The 17,652-nt window shown below is 62.8% G+C and carries 15 protein-coding genes and 3 pseudogenes; 9 read left to right on the top strand and 9 right to left on the bottom strand.

Annotated features, from left to right (window positions below; genetic code table 11):
- Nucleotides 1-426: 426 nt before the first annotated feature.
- Nucleotides 427-786: a hypothetical protein gene (locus tag V3C33_02425; protein ID XAS68206.1), complete on the top strand. Its 360-nt coding sequence runs from the start codon at nucleotides 427-429 to the stop codon at nucleotides 784-786.
- A gap of 108 nt (nucleotides 787-894) precedes the next feature.
- Nucleotides 895-1,272 carry a hypothetical protein gene (locus tag V3C33_02430; GenBank protein ID XAS68207.1) on the top strand — a complete coding sequence of 126 codons (378 nt, stop codon included), beginning with the start codon at nucleotides 895-897 and terminating at the stop codon, nucleotides 1,270-1,272.
- Here V3C33_02430 and V3C33_02435 read toward each other — a convergent pair.
- The gene (locus tag V3C33_02435) at nucleotides 1,256-1,378 is read right to left on the bottom strand and encodes a hypothetical protein (protein XAS68208.1); all 123 of its coding nucleotides are present in this window, start codon (nucleotides 1,376-1,378) and stop codon (nucleotides 1,256-1,258) included. The genes V3C33_02430 and V3C33_02435 overlap by 17 nt on opposite strands.
- An 817-nt stretch (nucleotides 1,379-2,195) precedes the next feature.
- Here V3C33_02435 and V3C33_02440 point away from each other — a divergent pair.
- The 3 genes and pseudogenes from V3C33_02440 (at nucleotide 2,196) to V3C33_02450 (ending at nucleotide 5,439) form a co-directional block, all read left to right on the top strand.
- A pseudogene (locus V3C33_02440) lies at nucleotides 2,196-2,363 on the top strand (VOC family protein).
- Between the two features lie 51 nt (nucleotides 2,364-2,414).
- Entirely contained in the window at nucleotides 2,415-2,771 is a 357-nt protein-coding gene (locus V3C33_02445) for a VOC family protein (protein XAS68209.1), read from the top strand.
- 277 nt (nucleotides 2,772-3,048) lie between these two features.
- Nucleotides 3,049-5,439 (top strand): excinuclease ABC subunit UvrA, encoded by a 2,391-nt coding sequence (locus V3C33_02450; GenBank protein ID XAS68210.1) that lies wholly within the window; start codon nucleotides 3,049-3,051, stop codon nucleotides 5,437-5,439.
- 52 nt (nucleotides 5,440-5,491) lie between these two features.
- Here V3C33_02450 and V3C33_02455 read toward each other — a convergent pair whose 3' ends face one another.
- The 6 genes and pseudogenes from V3C33_02455 to V3C33_02480 form a co-directional block, all read right to left on the bottom strand.
- Nucleotides 5,492-5,839: a helix-turn-helix domain-containing protein gene (locus tag V3C33_02455; GenBank protein ID XAS69619.1), complete on the bottom strand. Its 348-nt coding sequence runs from the start codon at nucleotides 5,837-5,839 to the stop codon at nucleotides 5,492-5,494.
- A pseudogene (locus V3C33_02460) lies at nucleotides 5,822-6,420 on the bottom strand (IS3 family transposase). The gene V3C33_02455 and the pseudogene V3C33_02460 overlap by 18 nt, the downstream one beginning before the upstream one ends.
- A gap of 33 nt (nucleotides 6,421-6,453) precedes the next feature.
- A complete protein-coding gene (locus V3C33_02465) occupies nucleotides 6,454-6,651 on the bottom strand; it encodes a hypothetical protein (protein ID XAS68211.1) in 198 nt (65 codons plus the stop codon).
- A 517-nt stretch (nucleotides 6,652-7,168) separates the two neighbouring features.
- Nucleotides 7,169-8,062, bottom strand: a pseudogene (locus V3C33_02470) (DUF4158 domain-containing protein).
- A gap of 87 nt (nucleotides 8,063-8,149) precedes the next feature.
- On the bottom strand, nucleotides 8,150-8,749 hold the full coding sequence (locus V3C33_02475) for a recombinase family protein (GenBank protein XAS68212.1): 600 nt from the start codon (nucleotides 8,747-8,749) through the stop codon (nucleotides 8,150-8,152).
- Nucleotides 8,750-8,920: 171 nt separating this feature from the next.
- Nucleotides 8,921-10,063 carry an IS30 family transposase gene (locus V3C33_02480; protein XAS69620.1) on the bottom strand — a complete coding sequence of 381 codons (1,143 nt, stop codon included), beginning with the start codon at nucleotides 10,061-10,063 and terminating at the stop codon, nucleotides 8,921-8,923.
- A 383-nt stretch (nucleotides 10,064-10,446) separates the two neighbouring features.
- On the opposite strand from V3C33_02480, the gene V3C33_02485 reads away from it, so the two are divergent.
- The 3 genes from V3C33_02485 to V3C33_02495 all read left to right on the top strand — a co-directional run bounded on the left by V3C33_02485 (nucleotide 10,447) and on the right by V3C33_02495 (nucleotide 13,159).
- On the top strand, nucleotides 10,447-11,046 hold the full coding sequence (locus tag V3C33_02485; protein ID XAS68213.1) for a hypothetical protein: 600 nt from the start codon (nucleotides 10,447-10,449) through the stop codon (nucleotides 11,044-11,046).
- Between the two features lie 85 nt (nucleotides 11,047-11,131).
- A protein-coding gene (locus V3C33_02490; protein ID XAS69621.1) for an IS3 family transposase occupies nucleotides 11,132-12,528 on the top strand; the annotation gives its coding sequence in 2 pieces (ribosomal slippage) (nucleotides 11,132-11,510 and nucleotides 11,510-12,528; 1,398 coding nt in all).
- Between the two features lie 94 nt (nucleotides 12,529-12,622).
- Entirely contained in the window at nucleotides 12,623-13,159 is a 537-nt protein-coding gene (locus V3C33_02495; protein XAS68214.1) for a hypothetical protein, read from the top strand.
- A gap of 103 nt (nucleotides 13,160-13,262) precedes the next feature.
- Here V3C33_02495 and V3C33_02500 read toward each other — a convergent pair whose 3' ends face one another.
- On the bottom strand, nucleotides 13,263-14,012 hold the full coding sequence (locus V3C33_02500; protein XAS68215.1) for an ATP-binding protein: 750 nt from the start codon (nucleotides 14,010-14,012) through the stop codon (nucleotides 13,263-13,265).
- On the bottom strand, nucleotides 14,009-15,562 hold the full coding sequence (gene istA / locus V3C33_02505; protein XAS68216.1) for an IS21 family transposase: 1,554 nt from the start codon (nucleotides 15,560-15,562) through the stop codon (nucleotides 14,009-14,011). The genes V3C33_02500 and istA overlap by 4 nt, the downstream gene beginning before the upstream one ends.
- A 53-nt stretch (nucleotides 15,563-15,615) precedes the next feature.
- Between istA and V3C33_02510 the strand changes: the two genes are divergently transcribed.
- The gene (locus tag V3C33_02510) at nucleotides 15,616-17,205 is read left to right on the top strand and encodes a hypothetical protein (GenBank protein ID XAS68217.1); all 1,590 of its coding nucleotides are present in this window, start codon (nucleotides 15,616-15,618) and stop codon (nucleotides 17,203-17,205) included.
- Nucleotides 17,206-17,652: the final 447 nt, after the last annotated feature.

A 17,652-nucleotide genomic window follows, 5' to 3' on the forward strand; every position in this document is an offset into this window, starting at 1 on the left:
AAGAGCCGGGAGTAGCCGGGCCAAATCGCGCGCTGCTTGCGGCGTGTCCGGTTAGCCCACTCCGATCGTTGTCGAGAGATACTCGGATCATGACGCGACTGGAGTTCCGGCCGGACTACGGTCCGGGACCGTTATGGACCGAAGAAGGGAAGCCCGTCGATTTGCCATCGCTGGGTTTCCCGCCTGGACTGGTTGAGCGGGTCCGGTTGTGGAACTCCCAGTACGAAGAGGGCAAGATACCGATCAAAGGTCCGGGCGATACTGAGTGGATTGGAGAGGGAGTGGCTCTTCTCCGTCACATTCGCTCTGGCCTGTGCCATGGCGTCGACGTTGTGGTTACGGAGCCGTGGTGGGGTGAAGCACACCTCTGACCAGTTCAAAGCTGCCGCACGCGGGCTCCCAAGAACCGACCTATGGAGTGTGCACATGAATTCGACGGCAAGAGTTGAAATTGACCTTGTTGACGAGGAGCGGAAGCTGCTGTGGCGCGGGCTTCTGGAGTGGGGCGGGCCGGCTCGATGCAGCGAGGCGATGGCGATCGCCTTGGGATTTCGCGGAGTCGCTGATCTGCTGGAGGAAGGCCAGAGAATGGCCGACGACCTGAAGGCGGGACGGGCCCTGACAAGATGCGACTGGCGCCGCGCCCTCCTTGCCACCGAGGTCGCATTCGCTAGTGATGTTGTGGGTTCAGGGATCGACTGGTCCACAACGACGGGCATGGACGACGACCGAACGCTGAGAGTGCTTCGGTCGGCGCAGCGAAAGCTGGCCTCAGCCATAGACTGAAATCAGGAGTCACCGAGTGCTCAGGGCGCGCGTCGCTGCGGTCGTCGCGGGTTTGTGTGCTTCGATAGCGGCATGTTCATCCTTCCGAGCTCGGAGAGTTCACTTCTCGTGCGCAATACCTTTAGCGACCAAGGCGGTTGGGAGAATGCGCGTTCCGCAGCGCTTGACGAGAACGAAGACGGCTTCCGCGCCTACTTGAAGGTCGTTGATGACAGTGTCTGGGATCGCGCCGGCTGGGAGCAAGTTCGCCAAGCGGCCCTGACGGCGCGTGAACATGCAGCGGTCCTGTTCATTGTGGACAGTCTTGCCCCTGAACACGATTACCCGATACAGGTCGTTGATTTGAGCGAAGAGTCGCGGCCACCTTTTCGATGCATCGCTCGTGAACTCTGGGGAGTCGATAACAACCTCAACCTCGCGAACATGGACTGGGAAGAGTTCGCGAACCGCACGGATCACCGCGGCGTCTTCAGAGGGTTCGTCTGACCGTTCTTGTTGCGGCGACGTATTCGGCGTAGGACGCAGCTGAGTCGATGGCATGCCGTTCGATGGTGGCGGAGGAGTAGCCAAGGGCTTCAGCGATGAGGGGCACGGGTGCGATTTTTGTTAGCTCATGGAGGGTGCCGAGTCGGGCAGCGCTCGTGCTGAAGACTGATCGGAGGCGCTGCCGGAGGTGGCCCCGGGTGAATGTGCTGTCCGGGGGACATGCCGCGGAACACCCAGTTGCTGTTGGGATGTGCTGCGGTGAGGTCGCGGCCCGGGTCGGATGCCAGTTGTCGCCAGGGAGCGTCGAGTGGTTCGGGGAGCCGCTATACGGTCGGCCTCACGCAGTCGGCTACCCTCCTCTGACAACCAACCCGACAACACCGAATTGGACGATGTCGTGCCACCGGGCCAATGCGAGGGTCGGCAGAATCCGCGGATCCCTCACCGGACGTTGCGCTCATCGGGCAGTCGTAGCTGACGGATTCGTCCGTTGCCGCCCCTACCCCATGACCGCGGGCCGCGCGCTTGAGCCAGATCCCGATCATCGGGTCGGATGACTCCGGGTTCGGTGCACAGTGACCCCAGTGCCAGCTCACAATGCTCAGGACCTCACCAGATGCCGCATCTGCGATCGTGAGGCCACCGGGGCCGGCGGTGTCGCTTCGGGCAATCGTGCGCCGCGGGTCGCGCGGTCCCCAGTCGTCGAACTCTGAGTCAGCACCGGTCAGCTCCGGCAGGTCGCTTTCTTGCGTGACCCGCAACACCACAGCCGACACTATCCGGCCATCCGAGAAGGGGGTACGAAGCGTCCGATGAGGGATACCCTACTGGGTGGCTCGACCGCCCTGCAGCGTGGAGGGCCGGCCGAAAGTGAGCAGTTTTGGAGTAGCGCCGGTCACGGAGCCATGCCTAGACTGATCGCCATGGACGTCACCATCCACGCGAGCTTCCTCCCCCACAACCGCCCGGACGCCTCCCTGGCCTTCTACCGCGACACCCTCGGCTTCGAGGTCCGCAACGACGGCGGATACGGCGGGATGCGCTGGATCACGGTCGGCCCTGCCGACCGGCCCGGGACGTCCATCGTCCTTTAAGCTCGACAAGCCCCCGGGTCGATCTGACCCACGACTTCAGGAGTGACCATGACCGGCTCTTCCACCGAGGGAATCAAGACCGTGCTGCATCCCGTGTCCGACCTGGCGACGGCCAAGGCGGTGTACACCGCCCTGCTCGGCGTACCGCCGCAGACCGACGGGCCCTACTACGTCGGCTTCGAGGCCGCGGGCCAGCACATCGGGCTGGTGCCGGGCGGTGGACCGCAGGGCATGACCTCGCCGGTGGCCTACTGGCACGTGCCGGACATCGAGGCGAAGCTGGCTGAGGTGACCGCCGCGGGTGCCACCGTGAAGGAGCCCGCGCACGACGTCGGTGGCGGCCGCTTGGTGGCCACCGTCACCGACGCCGATGGCAACGTCCTCGGGCTGCTTCAGGACCGGTGAGGGCCGGCCCCCCGCGCTCAGCGTCGTCGCGGCACATGGCCGCGCCGCATCCAGGCCTGGCGCGAGGTGAACGAGATGCCCGACCGCGAGCTGATGCGCGGCGGCCGCTGGTTGGTCTGACGCCCCGGCCGGGCCCGACGATCAGGTAGACAGCGGACCGTTGCAGCGACCGCGCCGACGAAGGAGAATCAGACGTACTGCTCGAAGCTGGTCAGATGGAGCCAGGCGACGCCGACGGAGACCGCGAAGGCGGCCCCGCGTAACAGATGGAGAGACGATGAGCACGGACACGAGGACGGACACGCAGTCGCCTGAGCTGCACTTTGCCGACAGCCACGATCTGATCCGCGTGCAGGGTGCGCGCGAGAACAACCTCAAGGACATCAGCATCGAGATCCCAAAGCGCCGGCTGACGGTGTTCACCGGCGTCTCCGGCTCGGGCAAGAGCTCGCTGGTGTTCGGCACGATCGCCGCGGAGTCGCAGCGGATGATCAACGAGACCTACAGCGCCTTCGTTCAGGGATTCATGCCAACGCAGTCCCGGCCGGACGTCGACGTGCTGGAGGGGATCACGACGGCGATCATCGTCGACCAGGAGCGGATGGGCTCCAACTCCCGCTCCACCGTGGGCACCGCCACCGACGCCAACGCGATGCTGCGGATCGTCTTCAGCCGGCTCGGGCAGCCGCACATCGGCTCGCCCCAGGCATTTGCCTTCAATGTCCCCTCGGTGAGTGGAGCGGGCGCAGTCACCATCGAGCGCGCCGGGCGGACCGTGAAGGAACGACGCAGCTTCACCGTCACCGGCGGCATGTGTCCACGATGCGAGGGCATGGGCAGCGTGACTGACTTCGACCTGTCGGCGCTCTACAACGACAGCAAGTCGCTCAACGAGGGTGCCCTCACGATCCCCGGCTACAGCATGGATGGCTGGTACGGCCGCATCTTCCGCGGCTCCGGCTTCTTCGACCCGGACAAGCCGATCCGCAAGTACACCAAGAAGGAACTGCACGACCTGCTCTACAAGGAGCCGACCAAGATCAAGGTCGAAGGGATCAACCTGACGTACGAGGGTCTGATCCCGAAGATCCAGAAGTCGTTCCTGTCCAAGGGCGTCGACGCCCTGCAGCCGCACATCCGCGCCTTCGTGGAGCAGGCCATCACCTTCACCGTCTGCCCCGAGTGCGACGGAACCCGGCTCAGCGAGGCGACTCGATCGTCGAAGATCAAAGGGATCAACATCGCCGACGCCTGCGCGATGCAGATCAGCGACCTCGCCGGGTGGGTGCGCGATCTGGTCGAACCGTCGGTGGCGCCGCTGCTTGAGTCGCTGGGCGACACCCTCGACTCGTTCGTCGAGATCGGGCTGGGCTACCTCTCGCTGGATCGGCCGTCGGGCACGCTCTCGGGCGGCGAGGCGCAGCGGACCAAGATGATCCGCCACCTCGGCTCCTCGCTCACCGACGTCACCTACGTCTTCGACGAGCCCACCATCGGCCTGCACCCCCATGACATCCAGCGGATGAACGAGCTGCTGCTGCGGCTGCGGGACAAGGGCAACACGGTGCTCGTCGTGGAGCACAAGCCGGAATTGATCGCGATCGCCGACCATGTCGTCGACCTCGGACCCGGCGCCGGTACTGCGGGCGGCGCCGTCTGCTTCGAGGGCACCCTCGAGGGGCTGCGTGCCAGCGGCACCATCACCGGCCGCCATCTCGAGGACCGGGCCACCCTTAAGGAGAAGGTGCGGACGCGCACCGGCACGCTGGAGATCCGCGGCGCGACGGCGAACAACCTGCGTGACGTCGACGTCGACGTCCCGCTCGGGGTGCTTGCCGTCATCACCGGCGTCGCCGGCTCCGGCAAGAGCTCGCTCGTGCACGGGTCGATTCCCGCTGGCGCGGGTGTGGTGTCGATCGACCAGGGCGCGATCCGTGGCTCGCGACGGAGCAACCCGGCGACGTACACCGGACTGCTCGACCCGATCCGCAAGTCGTTCGCGAAGGCCAACGGCGTGAAGCCGGCGCTGTTCAGCGCCAACTCCGAGGGCGCCTGCCCCACCTGCAATGGCGCCGGCGTCATCTACACCGACCTGGCGATGATGGCCGGCGTCGCCACCACCTGCGAGGAGTGCGAGGGGAAGCGGTTCCTGGCATCGGTGCTGGAGTATCACCTCGGCGGCCGCGACATCAGCGAGGTGCTCGCGATGTCGGTGAACGAGGCCGAGGAGTTCTTCGGCGCCGGCGAGGCGCGCACGCCGGCCGCGCACGCCATCCTCGACCGGCTCGCCGACGTCGGGCTCGGCTACCTCAGCCTTGGCCAGCCCCTCACCACGCTGTCCGGCGGCGAGCGGCAGCGGCTCAAGCTGGCCACGCATATGGCCGAAAAGGGCGACGTCTACCTCCTCGACGAGCCGACCGCCGGGCTGCACCTCGCCGACGTCGAGCAGCTGCTCGGCCTGCTCGACCGGCTCGTCGACTCCGGCAAGTCGGTCATAATCATCGAGCACCACCAGGCGGTCATGGCGCACGCCGACTGGATCATCGACCTCGGCCCCGGCGCCGGCCACAACGGCGGCCGGGTCGTTTTCGAGGGCACACCCGCCAACCTCGTCGCCGCCCGCTCCACCCTCACCGGTGAGCACCTCGCGGCCTACGTCGGCACCTGACCGAGGCCCTCGCTGACACACGCCCCGATCCCCCAATGGCGCCTGCCCTGTGTCAGGGATTCACTTTTCGGACATGGGTGGTCGCGGCATCTAACTCTGTTCCGGCAGTGCTTGCCGGGCGCAGTGGCGGAACAGGCGTGCCGGTGGCGTTCTCCACGAGCACCGAATGCTGCTCGCCTGGGCCAAAGGCGTTTCTTTCACCCCACTGGCGCAGGCCCAGGAGGATTGTGAAGAGGTCTCTGCCCCGTTCCGTGAGCAGGTAGTGCGAGCGCGTACCACCGTCGTTGCTGCGCTGCGTCAGGATGCCCTGCTCAACGAGGGCGCGGAGGCGGTCGGCCAGGATGTTTTTGGCAATCCCGAGGCTCTTCTGGAACTGGCTGAAGCGCGGCTGGCAGGCAATGAGATTTTCATCACGCATGATCCGGCGCACCAGTTCAGCTGAACACTCGGTCCCGGCGGCGGCCAGGTCCGCGTGGATCCGCCGGTACCCGTAGGTGCCGTCGGAATCGTCAAAGAAGCGGTGGATACGGGCTGCCAGGGCGTCCCTGCGGGCCGCGGTGGCCGATTGCGGGCGCTTGAGCCAGTGGTAGAACCCCGAGGTCGAGACGGCCAGCCAGAGGCACAGCTTCGTCACCGGATTCGTCTCGGACGGGTCATTCTTCTGGGAATCAATGTATTCATACTTGCTCACTACCGCTGCTCCCTCGCGAAGTAAGCGCTGGCTTTTTTCAAGAATAGATTCTCAGCCCGCAAGTCCTGGATTTCCTTCTCCAGTTCCTTCAACCTGGCCACATCGGCAACGGTCGCCGGGGTCTCGGTACCGCCATTGCTTTCACGGTATTTGATCAACCAGCGACGCAGGGTCTCGGCCCCGACGCCATAGGCCTTGGCGACCTCTACGACAGGCTTGGAAGTGCTGATGACCTCACGGCACAAATCGTCCTTGAAGTCCTGGGTAAATGTACGACGTGACGCAGACATGCTGCTGTTCTCACTTTCAATGGAACCCCCATTTTAGGAGGGCCCACTGTCCGAAATCCCCATAGCAGTCCAGTTTGCTTTGGCCCGTAGTTTGCGGAGTTGGTGCCAGGTGGCAAAGCGGCGCAGCAGCCGGGCGTGTTCGGGATCAGCCACGGCGGCCAGATGGGTGTCCAGCCATCTTTCGAAGAGCAGGAGTTGCCGGTCCTTGAGGGGCAGGACTCCGCTTTGCATGAGCAGATCGTAGATAGGCGGCGGTTCTCCAGTTGGGCAGTTGCTGGAACGCTTCGTGGGTCAGTGCGAGCCGGCCGGTGGCAAGGTCCCCCAGCAGGGCCCGGGGCTGGGACTCCGGAGCCAGCCCAGCCCTAGGACCGGCCGCTGCATGGTCCTCAGCTGATCAAACAGCGGGAGCAGGGGTGGGTGGATGCGGCCAGTGCCGTCATCCAGCAGCGTCCTCAGCCGGTCGGTGAGGGTGCATCGTTCGCACAGTCTGCCGCCGAGCAAACGTCCTTCGAAGCGGCAACAGTTGCAGAAGAAATCGCGGGCAATTCCTGCACAGTCCCGGCAGACGGGCGCGCCTGCACTGTCCCGGCCCGGCAGTAGACGCCCGGGACCGCAGCCGGGGCAGGGACCGTAGGTGCGGGTGGCTTTGTCCAAGCAGGTCCGGCAGATTGGTCCGTCCGACCAGTTCGCCGCCTTGGCGGCCTGTCGGCCGCAGCGGGCACAGATGCGTATATGCCACCGCTCATATTTCGTGCGGGTCGATGATTTCATCGGTGACGGTGGCCGTGCTTTCTGCGGCCACGGCCACCAAAGTGGCGTAGCGGCGGTGCGGCTCGAACTTGGCCAGATCGGCGGGCGTCATCTGCCCGCCCTCACGGGCGATATTGAGCAGACGGTTCTGATGGACCTGGCGTTCGATGCCGGCGGGCAGGTCGAGCGCCTGCCAGGCTTTGAGTCGTTCAATGTGTTCGAGCATGTGCCGTGAGTTCGGTTTCACCGGTGACTGGCGCAGCCAGGCAAGCCGGGTGGACTTTCGTTCTTCCCGGCGTTTGAGCAGATCGTCCAAACGCCTTCGGTGGTCGGCGGACAGGGCATCAGTCAAGGCGGCATAGATGCGGCGGTTGGCCCGCGTGATGGCTTCGGCGCAGATGCGTTCGATGACGTCCAATGCCGGAATCACGACGCGCCGGCGGCGTAGGGCGTCGAGCACGCTGCCGGCCAGCACGACGCCCTTGTCGGACTGCAGGGCCAGCTCCGTGGCCGAATGCAGGGCATTGCGGTAGTCGGTGAGGCCGAAAGGGTCCATGTCGAGGTATGTGCGCAGCTCAAGCAGATGCTCGCGGCGTGTTTCTTCCCGTGCGGCATACGCCGGCCAACAGGCCGGGTCGATGCCAAGTTGCCCGCCGATCCAGTGCAACAGCGCTGCTGGGACATCGGCCTCGGCCGATAGACCTTGTCCGGGGAAGCGCAGCAAACACAACTGCGCAGCGACGCCTAAACGGTTCGAGTCGCCGCGTCTCTGGCGGATCATTGCCAGGTCGGATTCGCTGAATGTGTACTGCCGGATCACCTCATCCTCAGTATCGGACAGTGCGAGCAGACTCTCGCGCTCAGAGGCAGACAGGATCGAACGACGCGGCATTGGTGTTCCTCTCGATAACGAAGGAAAAAAGGGGAACCGGGGATATTGAGGACCGGATGTCCTCTTTCGAAGGTGAGCATGCGGAGGTCAGCGAGTGATTGCACCGATTTTCTTGCGATGGGCGCGTTCAATGGCCCGGTAGACGGTGGACCGGCCGACGGAGAATAGCTCGGCCAGCTCGCTCATGGTGTGCTCGCCGGCTACGTGCAGTTCGACAAGATGGGTTTCCTGCTTGAGAGAGAGCTTTGGCCGCTTCCCGCGCAGCCGTCCCTTGGCCTTGGCAACCTTCATTCCTTCGCGGGTGCGCATGCTGATGAGGTCGGCTTCGAACTCGGCAACCATCGCCAGCACGTTGAACAGCAGTTTGCCCATCGGATCGGTTGGGTCGTGGACAGAGCCACCAATGCTGAGTTTAATTTCGCGGCTGGCGAGGTCGTCTGCTATTTCGTGGGCGTCCCGGACGGAACGGGCCAAGCGGTCGAGTTTGGTGACGACGAAGGTATCCCCGGCCCGGCACGCTGCCAGGGCCTCACGCAGTCCGGCGCGGTTCTTGTTTCTGCCGGTGAATCCGTGATCAACATAGATTCGTTTCGGTTCTACGCCGAGGGTAGCCAGGGCGTCGCGCTGGGCGGTGAGGTCTTGCTCTTCCGTGGACACTCGGGCGTAGCCGACCAGTAGTTTAGACATGCGGACCAGTGTGTCATATAAGGCCCCATCACCGGTCAGTTCACCGGACGGGTCTTACGGGACGGTCGGCAGCCAGTGCTTGCAACGGTGCACTTCTGTCAGTTTCCGAAGTCGACTGCACAGAATGTCCAAAGCCGTCTGCACAGCCCGCCCGTTGGGGGATCGGCGAATTCAGGCGGTCGTTGCAACGGCGGGTTTTTCTGGTTCAAATAGTAGCCGTTCCATGGCTTGGGCGGGGGTGATGCCGCCCAGGGTCTTGCGGGGTCGGGCGTTGAGTTCGGCTGCGACTTCGAGCAGCCGCTCGGGTGAGTGCACGGACAGGTCGGTGCCCTTGGGGAAGTACTGGCGCAGGAGTCCGTTGGTGTTCTCGTTGGTGCCGCGCTGCCAGGGTGAGTGCGGGTCGCAGAAGTAGATGTCCATGTTGGTCGCCATGGTGATCTGGCGGTGTTGGGCAAGCTCGGTGCCCTGGTCCCAGGTCAGCGACTTGCACAGGTGCTCCGGCAGGGTCTTGATCCTCGCCAGCAGGCCGTCACGGACAGCGACGGCGCCGTGGTCATCGGGCAGGTGGACCAGCATCGTAAACCGGGTCTGGCGCTCCACCAGGGTGGCGATGGCCGAGCGGCAGTTCGACCCCAGGACCAGATCCCCTTCCCAGTGGCCAGGGACGGCGCGGTCGGCGACCTCGGCGGGTCGTTCGCTGATCAGGATCATGTCCGGGATCTTCCCCGCCCGCTTGCCGGTGGGGCGTCTTGGCCGCCTCACGGCGCGGCCTGTGCGCAGGTGTTGGTGCAGGTCAGTGCGCAGGTGACCGCGGCCCTGCACATACAGCGCCTGGTAGATCGTCTCGGGACACACTTGCATCTCCGCCCGGTCCGGGAACGTCGTGGCGAGGTGGTCACTGATCTGCTCGGGACTCCACTTCACGCACAACTTGGCCTGTACCAGGGATGCCAGTTCCAGGTCATCGAACTTGCTGGCCTTGGGTCGGTGACCGCGCAGCTCGGCCCGTTTCTGCGCCGCATACGGCGCATACTTTCCCCGCCCCCGCGCGCCCGTCCCGGGGCCATTACGGCGCAGTTCACGGCTGACCGTCGATGCAGACCGCTTGAGCTGCGCTGCGATCGCCCGCACACTTATTCCGGCCAGGTGCAGGTCCGCGATCTGCAGTCGGTCATCCAGGCACAGGTACCGGCCCGAAGGTTCGGGTTTCTTGCGCGGGATCCGCCCGCCGGTCCCTTGACGCCAATGACGGCCAGTTCGTCGATCCACTCCAACAGCCTCGCACGCCGCGATCAGCGTCGAGCCCTGGGCCATCAACACCCAGAACCGGGCCTCCTTTTCGATCCGTTCCTTCTTCGACAACATGGGCAACACCTCACAATAAAAAGGGGTGTTGCAACGACCGATTGAACTCGCCATCCCTTACCGGGACACCTTGGGGCTTACTAAGAACGGATCCCGCTCTGCGTCGCGAAGATCAGGGCAACAGGAACGACACAGACTATGGAAGCCTTCTGCTCCTGCTTAGAGCGACAGTCCCAACAATGCGGGTTCGACAGTCGCTGCCGTGTAAGGATGAACTCGACATGACGTCTAGTCATGCATGTGGTGACGCTACTTTGTGCATCGCGGGGCAGTGCTGAACTGATTAATCTCCTAGTAGCGCGCCCATTTATTCTTAAAATTGGGGTGTTAGCGTGGACAAGGTTGAAACGGTCTCTCACGGTGCAAGGTGGTTCCGAGCTGCACTGCAAGTCAATCCATTTGGATACGTTGGCCACCCCGCCCCAAGCCAGACTTTCACTACCGAAGCCGATTACAACGCCGCACTGCTCGACGAATGTGAGGCACAAGGCATCTCCGTGCTTGCCGTCACGGACCATTGGAAGGCAAGCACTGCGGCCGGCCTCATCACCGATGCAGAAAAGCGCAACATCACTGTTCTGCCGGGGTTTGAAGCAAACTGTAGTGAGGGATTTCACCTGCTGGTTATCTTCGAGGCGGGAACCGATCTCGACTTCATCACTGCGGCCATTGGCGCCTGCGGACTACCTGCAGATGACCCGCATGGCCCTGGGGACAAATCGTTTGCGGACATAGTTGCGCAGATGGCGAGTAAAGGCGCATTGATCATTCCCGCCCACGTCAACGTCGCGACCTCAGGCTTGCTTGCACGTGAATCAGGCAAACCGCTACAGAACATCATCAAGTCCGATTACATCTTGGCAATGGGAACGACACCTTCTCAATTGCCCCACCCCTACGTGTCAGGGTTGGGTGAGGCCAGTACCTCATAGCAACTTCGTCTAATTCGTAGGGCGAGAATCAGGAACATCACTAATGTCTATCTCCACAATTTCCCCGGTGCGGGAAGATGGGTCCATGAGTAATCCTGGCCCCCGCGCCGGTGGCCCGAGTCCTCGAAGGTCGTTCACTCCGGCACAAAAATTAGCCCACCTGGACGCCTACCAGCAGGCCTGTGATGACGGCACCGGCGGCGGAGCCTACCTGCGGAGCGAGGGCCTGTATTCCTCGCAGATCACCGAGTGGCGCAAGCTCCGTGATGCCGGCGTGCTCGAGGGCAAAAAGCCCGGTGAGACGATCGGCAAACTCACTGCTGAACAAGCAGAAATCGCTCGTCTACGCCGGCAGCTGGAGGTGAGTGAACGCAAGCTGGCACGGACGGAAGCTGCGTTATCGATTATGGAAAAAGCACGACAGCTTTTGGAGGATATCTCCGAAAGCGCGGAACAACAGCCCTGGTACAAGAAACCCTGACCAGAGCCTATACCGACCTTACAAAGGCGGACATTCCAACCAGGGAAGCGGCCCTCCTGGCCGGGATATCGAGGGCCACAGCGACCCGTAAGCCCCGGACACCGGTGACCGATTTGATGCCCGCCTCGGCCCCACTGAACAAGATCAGCCCAGCCGAACGCGCACGGATCCTGGCCACGGTGAATTCGGAGCGATTCGTGGACCTGCCGCCGGTCCAGATCTACGCCCAGCTCCTGGACGAGGGGATCTATTTGTGTTCAATCTCCACGTTCTACCGGGTTCTGGCCGAGAACAGCCAGGTCAAGGAACGCCGCCGGCAGGCACGCCATCCCCCCAGGACGATTCCGGAACTCATCGCGACAGGGCCCGGCCAGGTCTACTCCTGGGACATCACCAAACTCGCCGGTCCAGTGAAGGGGAAATACCTCGATTGCTACGTCATGATCGACATCTACTCCCGCTACATTGTCGGAGCCTACGTCCACGCCCATGAGTCCGGGGAGCTGGCGGTGGAGATGATGAAGGAGATCTTCGGCATTCACGGCATCCCGGAGATCGTCCACGCCGACCGTGGGACGTCCATGACGAGTAAAACGGTTGCCGCATTGCTCTCTGACTTGGAGGTCACCCGGTCGCATTCTCGGCCCCGGGTAAGCAATGACAACCCGTACAGCGAGGCGTGGTTCAAGACGCTGAAGTTCGCTCCCGTGTTCCCTGAACGCTTCGGCTCGCTGCCCGATGCGAGGACCTTCATTGCGTCCTTCGTCGACGGGTATAACCACACTCATCGCCACACCGGAATAGGCCTGAACACCCCCGCAGATGTCCACTACGGCCTTGCCGCCGGCAAAGCCGTCGAGCGCTCGAAAACCCTGGCCGCAGCACGCCAGAGGAACCCCGAACGATTCGCCACCAGGAAGGACCCCAAAATCCTGGTCATCCCCGACACGGCATGGATCAACAAACCAGCCGAGAAAAACGAAACAAAAGCAGCAGCCTAACTCCCACTGGCCTCATTCGCCTTGACAAATTCCGCACGGGGATCAAGAAGCGATTCTTGAGAACAAGAAACCTTACCGGCGAGCACATCGACTTGTGGAAATTTATGCCGACGATGTCTCACACCCATCAGCGCTGAGCAGCGTCGGTGCCACCACCTGGTTCAAGATGGCACGTCCCTCTCTACGAGGACTGCAGCACGCGCTTCGCACGCCTGAGACTCGAGTTCGCTTGACGTCACCGCCGCCCCTTCGCGGCACGCGGCTTTGCGCTATTTCGTGGATTGGAGGATTCCTTGACGGTCTTCGGATCCCAATCGGTCCTGAACTAACGGCACTGATCGGCGGCCGTGGCACCGGCAAATCTACGGTGATTGAAAGCTTGCGCTTCGCGCTGGACCAACCACCTATCGGCGAAGATGCGCTACATGACCACACCGGCGTCGTGCAAAAGGTACTCGGCGCGGGAGCCATCGTGCGCCTAGAAATAGAGAAGTACGAGCCCACTCCGGCTCAATATGTCATCCAGCGAACCGTTGGTGACCCACCGTTGGTCTTCGACGCGAGTGGAACAAGAACGCAGCAGCTGCCAAGTGACATAGTTGGTGATTTTGAGGCATTTGTGAGTATTTGAAGCTTTGAGCGCCACCTGTTCGTGCGGTTCAGCGCCGGGGTTCGTGCGAGAGAGCGCCAGCGGTCGCGGGGCCTGGCGCCGCTGACGCTCTCCGTGACGGTTGCTAGGCGGTTGCGAGTGCTGTGTGCTCGCGCATGTTGTAATTGCCTGTCTCGACCCAGATCGTGTTGTGGATGATCCGGTCCATGATCGCGTCGGCGTGAACGCCGGAGCCGAGCCGCTGGTGCCAGTCCTTCTGCGAGTACTGGGTGCAGAACACTGTTGACGTCTCCCCGTAGCGGCGTTCCATCAGTTCCAGCAGCATGGTGCGCATCGATTCCGTGGGCCGATCCAGCAGCCACTCATCGATGACCAGCAGGGTGAATGCCGCATATTTGCGCAGGAACTTGCCGGATCCGCCAGGGGTGTCTTGGGCGGCGACCCAGGCTTCCTCGAGGTCGGGCATGCGGACGTAATGCGCGCGGATGCGGTGTTCGCATGCGCGTTTAGCCATCGCGCACCCCAGGTAGGACTTCCCCGACCCGGTGAACCCTTGGAAGACAACGTTCTGCTGCCGGGCCACGAACGAGCAGGTGCCGAGCTGGCTCAGCAGCGGCCGGTCAAGACCTCGCTCGTCGAGGAGGTCGATGCGGCGCAGGTCAGCGTTCGGGTAGCGCAGCCCCGCCCGCCGGATCAGGCCGGTGACTTTGGCATGGGTGAACGACGCGTAGGCGTCATCGACGACCAGCCGGAGACGATCTTCGAACGGCAGGCTGATGCTCAGCGTCTCGTCTTGGGTATCTATGGCCTCCAGCAGCTCGCCCGCGTTCATCTCCCGCAGCTTGCGTTTGGTTTCCGTGTCCAGGCGGCTCATCGGGTCCCTCCTGCGTAGTAGGAGCTGCCGCGCACGTATCCGCCATCTTCGTCATCAGGCTCCTCGACGTGCCCGGTTTTGTCCTGCCCGGTGTCCAGGATCGGCCGCAGGTGGGCGTAACGGGGCGATCGTATCGGACCGCGCAGCGCGAGCTGGCATGCGGCTTCCACCCGGGCTGGTGAGAACCTACGAGACAGACGCAGCACCGCCAGGGCCGGGTCGTAGCCGGCTTCCTCGATGCGGACAGACTCGAAGATCTTCTCGATCACGGTCCCGGTCGCCGGTCCCATCCGTAACGCCCAGGCGTCGATCCGGGCCCGGTCCCAGGCTTGCCAGCTGTGCCCCTCGGGAAGGTCGGCTTCGTTCGTCCGATACTGGTTCGTCGTCGTCACGGGCAGCAGCAGGTGGCTGGTCAGGCGCTCATCACCCCGATAGATCTCGAGCATGGTGTCCGTGACGCGAAGATCAACATGCGCGCCGATGTGGGTGAACGGGACGGAGTAGAAGTTTTTTGACCAGACCACGTGTCCGTTCCGGCCTACTTTGCGCCCATATGTCCAGGTGCTGATCTCGAAAGTCACCGCCGGCAACGGTTGCAGCAGCGGCTTCTCCTCGGCCGTGAACACGCTCAGCCGGGAGCCCTCCCGCTTCTGGAACGGCTGTCGGTTGTAGGCATCGATCTGCTCCCGAACCCGGGCCCGCAGCTGCACCAGGCTGGTGAACTGCTCCTGCCTCAGACCCGCAATCACCCAGGTGGCGACGTGGGAGACAGTGTTTTCTACGCTGGCTTTGTCTTTCGGGTGCCGCACCCGGCCCGGTAGTACCGCCGCCGAATAATGCGCCGCCATCTCCCGATAAGCGTCGTTGAGGACGACTTCGCCCTCGCGCGGGTGAGAGATCACCCCGGTCTTGAGGTTGTCGGGGACGAGCCTCGGGACCGTGCCGCCGAAGAATGCGAACATCGCCGCATGCGCGCGCAGCCACGACTCCTGCCGCATATCCAACGTCGCCTCCACGAACGCATACCTGCTGAACGGCAGGCACGCGACGAACAAATACACCTTCGAGACCTCTCCCGTTGCCGGGTCAACGAGCTGCATCGTCGGCCCGGACCAGTCGACCTCGACGCTGCGGCCGGCCTTATGGCCGACCCGAGACGACGCGCCAGTGACGTTGGCGTAATCGCCGTAAAGCCTGCAGAACCGGTCATAACTCATCGCCGCTTGCCCGGCCCGACTGCACCCGTCGAGATACTCCTGGTGCAGCAGCTTCAACGTCACCCCAACCCTGGCCAGCTCGCGATGCACCTGGACCCAGTCCGGCTGCGCGAACACGCTCTCCCGCACCCCGCGACCGGGAAACAGCGCCAGATACACCTCGCCCTCAGACTTCTCCGCAACATCGTCCCACCCGAGCCCGAGCTGATCCGCAGCATCGATCACCGCCTGAACGCTGTGCCTGGACATGCCCTGAGCAAGCGAGATCGCTCTGCCGGACAGGCCCTGGTTATGCAACTGCAAGACGAGCTTCGCCTTGATCTTCCGTACCATTACCGGTACTCCTTCCACCACGTGGCCCTCACGCGGTGGAAGGAGCTTTTCAGGTGGCGCTCAACCACACCAACACTGGCGCTGACCAGCGCAAATCGTGGGCTCGGACCCCGGCGCTAACCCGCACCACATATGGACCCCTCAAGAGCGAATATTCAGCATTTGGTCAGCATGAACTAGCGGAACTGGCTCACGACAAGAATATGCTCGCCGCTCTCATCCGCCGGCTCGGGGGTGATTTCGCCTCCGAACGGCGACGTCCAGGCCTAGTTGAGAAATCGGTCAAAAATCGTGCCGAGCTCAGCGAGACTGAAAGACTCCAGGAAGCGCTTGAAGCCGAGCTGGCCGCAATCCCCCGCTTGCAGGAGCAAGCAAACAAGTTCAACGAGACTGACCTGGGCTCCAAACTAGCTGCACAACGCAACATCACTCACGAACGGGCGATGTTTGATGAATTCGACCGACGAGTGCAAGCTGTCACTGACAGGATGGACTCCGTCGGTTCTAACTCGCTCGTCGAAGAACTTCGGACACAACTCCCCGAGTCCGCCGAGAGCAGCAGACGCGAGCACCTGGAAGCAGCGGCAAAGTCGGTAACTGATGCGGCGAATGTCATCGAGACCGCGTTCGCTGCAATAACTCGAGCTATCCACACCGCTCGTACGGAACTAACGGTATCGAGGACCTCGTGGGCAAACGCTGTGGAACCAGATCTTCAAACCCATGCGTCGACTATGCGCTTTTTAGTCGCGCAAGGTTACGAGCCTGACACCTATCTGAAGACCACGGCGGCCCTCACGGCGCTAACCCTTCGCGCGGAGGAGCGCAAAGCGCTTGACCTTCGTCATAAAAGTCTCCTAGTCGACCGGCAAGCACTACTCGGCGAGCTGGCCGTTCTGGATAGTGAGATCGTCTCAGATCTTCACAGGGCGATATCTGCAACCAACGCAGTGACCCGAGGCAAAGTGAATGTTCGACCCGTCCCGAATCCGGACCGTAGTTTGATCAGGTCAGTGATCGAGACGTATTTCAGAACACAGCGGACTCAGATAATGGCTGCAATAGAAGCCGAAGACTTCTCTGTTGCAAGCTTTGTGCAGGCAGTGCGCGGCGGCGTTCCAGCTTTGTTGAGCTACGGCATCACAGGCGCCCAGGCAGCCAACCTAGTTGGACACGGCGAACCGTTGCTGAGAGAGATGGAAGAGCATACTGTCGGGCTGGCCGTGGATGTCTTCCTCAACGTCGCGACCGATGGCGTGGAGCTCCGAAAGCTCGATGATTTGTCGAAGGGGCAGCGAGCCACAGCTCTTCTTTTACTACTCCTTGGCGTTTCAACAACACCGCTGGTCATCGATCAGCCGGAAGACGATCTCGACAATCGGTTCGTCTACGACGGCATCGTCCAGCACCTCCGGGACCTCAAGGGCACTCGGCAGATCCTAGTGAGCACACACAACGCCAACGTACCCGTTCTCGGAGACGCTGAGCTTGTTGTCGTCTTGGAGAGCGATGGTCGACGGGGCCGGACCGCAGCAGATGGCGTCGGCTCTCTCGATGAAGCGCCTATTCGGAAGTACGCAGAAAAAATTCTTGAGGGCGGTGAAGAAGCGTTCAGGGCACGGCGGCACCTCTACGGGTTCTGACGCGAAGTGATACTACGTTGGCCGGGCCTTTTTGACTCCTGGCATCGCTGGTCCTGCTGGATTAGGGTCCAGGTCCTTGCCTCTTATGGAATCACGGGCAATCCGCGACGTGGGACTCGTGATCATGAGCGCGGCAGCGCCTGCCCGTAAGCCGGTCCGTCGGTGGATCACGGCTTAGTCACCTTGCGAGCCTCGTTGTCGACGACTGGCTGGAGCAGGAAGGCCCGCTCGGCGAGGGTGCCCAGAGACGCTCGGTCCACGGGGGCGCTTTTCGCTGTTGGCGGCTATTGCGCGGGCTGGTGGGACGGTACCGGCCAACACGGACGGAACTCACGTCTGTGGACTTGACTCTGCCAATGCACCGACAATGATAGTGCAGTCTGGGGATAGTGGCGGCCCGGTCGTGTTCAAAGTCTCAGATGGCGTAAAGATCGCGGGTACGATCAG

It is taken from the genome of Micrococcaceae bacterium Sec5.7, from assembly GCA_039636785.1.
In the GTDB taxonomy this organism is placed as follows: Bacteria; Actinomycetota; Actinomycetes; order Actinomycetales; family Micrococcaceae; genus Arthrobacter.

Bases quoted from the DNA above. Each gene is read 5' to 3' on its own strand.
- V3C33_02445 (XAS68209.1), top strand. From the start codon at position 2,415: ATGACCGGCTCTTCCACCGAGGGAATCAAGACCGTGCTGCATCCCGTG.
- istA (XAS68216.1), bottom strand. From the start codon at position 15,562: ATGGTACGGAAGATCAAGGCGAAGCTCGTCTTGCAGTTGCATAACCAG.
- V3C33_02465 (XAS68211.1), bottom strand. From the start codon at position 6,651: ATGCAAAGCGGAGTCCTGCCCCTCAAGGACCGGCAACTCCTGCTCTTC.
- V3C33_02500 (XAS68215.1), bottom strand. From the start codon at position 14,012: ATGAGCCGCCTGGACACGGAAACCAAACGCAAGCTGCGGGAGATGAAC.
- V3C33_02450 (XAS68210.1), top strand. From the start codon at position 3,049: ATGAGCACGGACACGAGGACGGACACGCAGTCGCCTGAGCTGCACTTT.
- V3C33_02425 (XAS68206.1), top strand. From the start codon at position 427: ATGAATTCGACGGCAAGAGTTGAAATTGACCTTGTTGACGAGGAGCGG.
- V3C33_02480 (XAS69620.1), bottom strand. From the start codon at position 10,063: ATGGCCCAGGGCTCGACGCTGATCGCGGCGTGCGAGGCTGTTGGAGTG.
- V3C33_02475 (XAS68212.1), bottom strand. From the start codon at position 8,749: ATGTCTAAACTACTGGTCGGCTACGCCCGAGTGTCCACGGAAGAGCAA.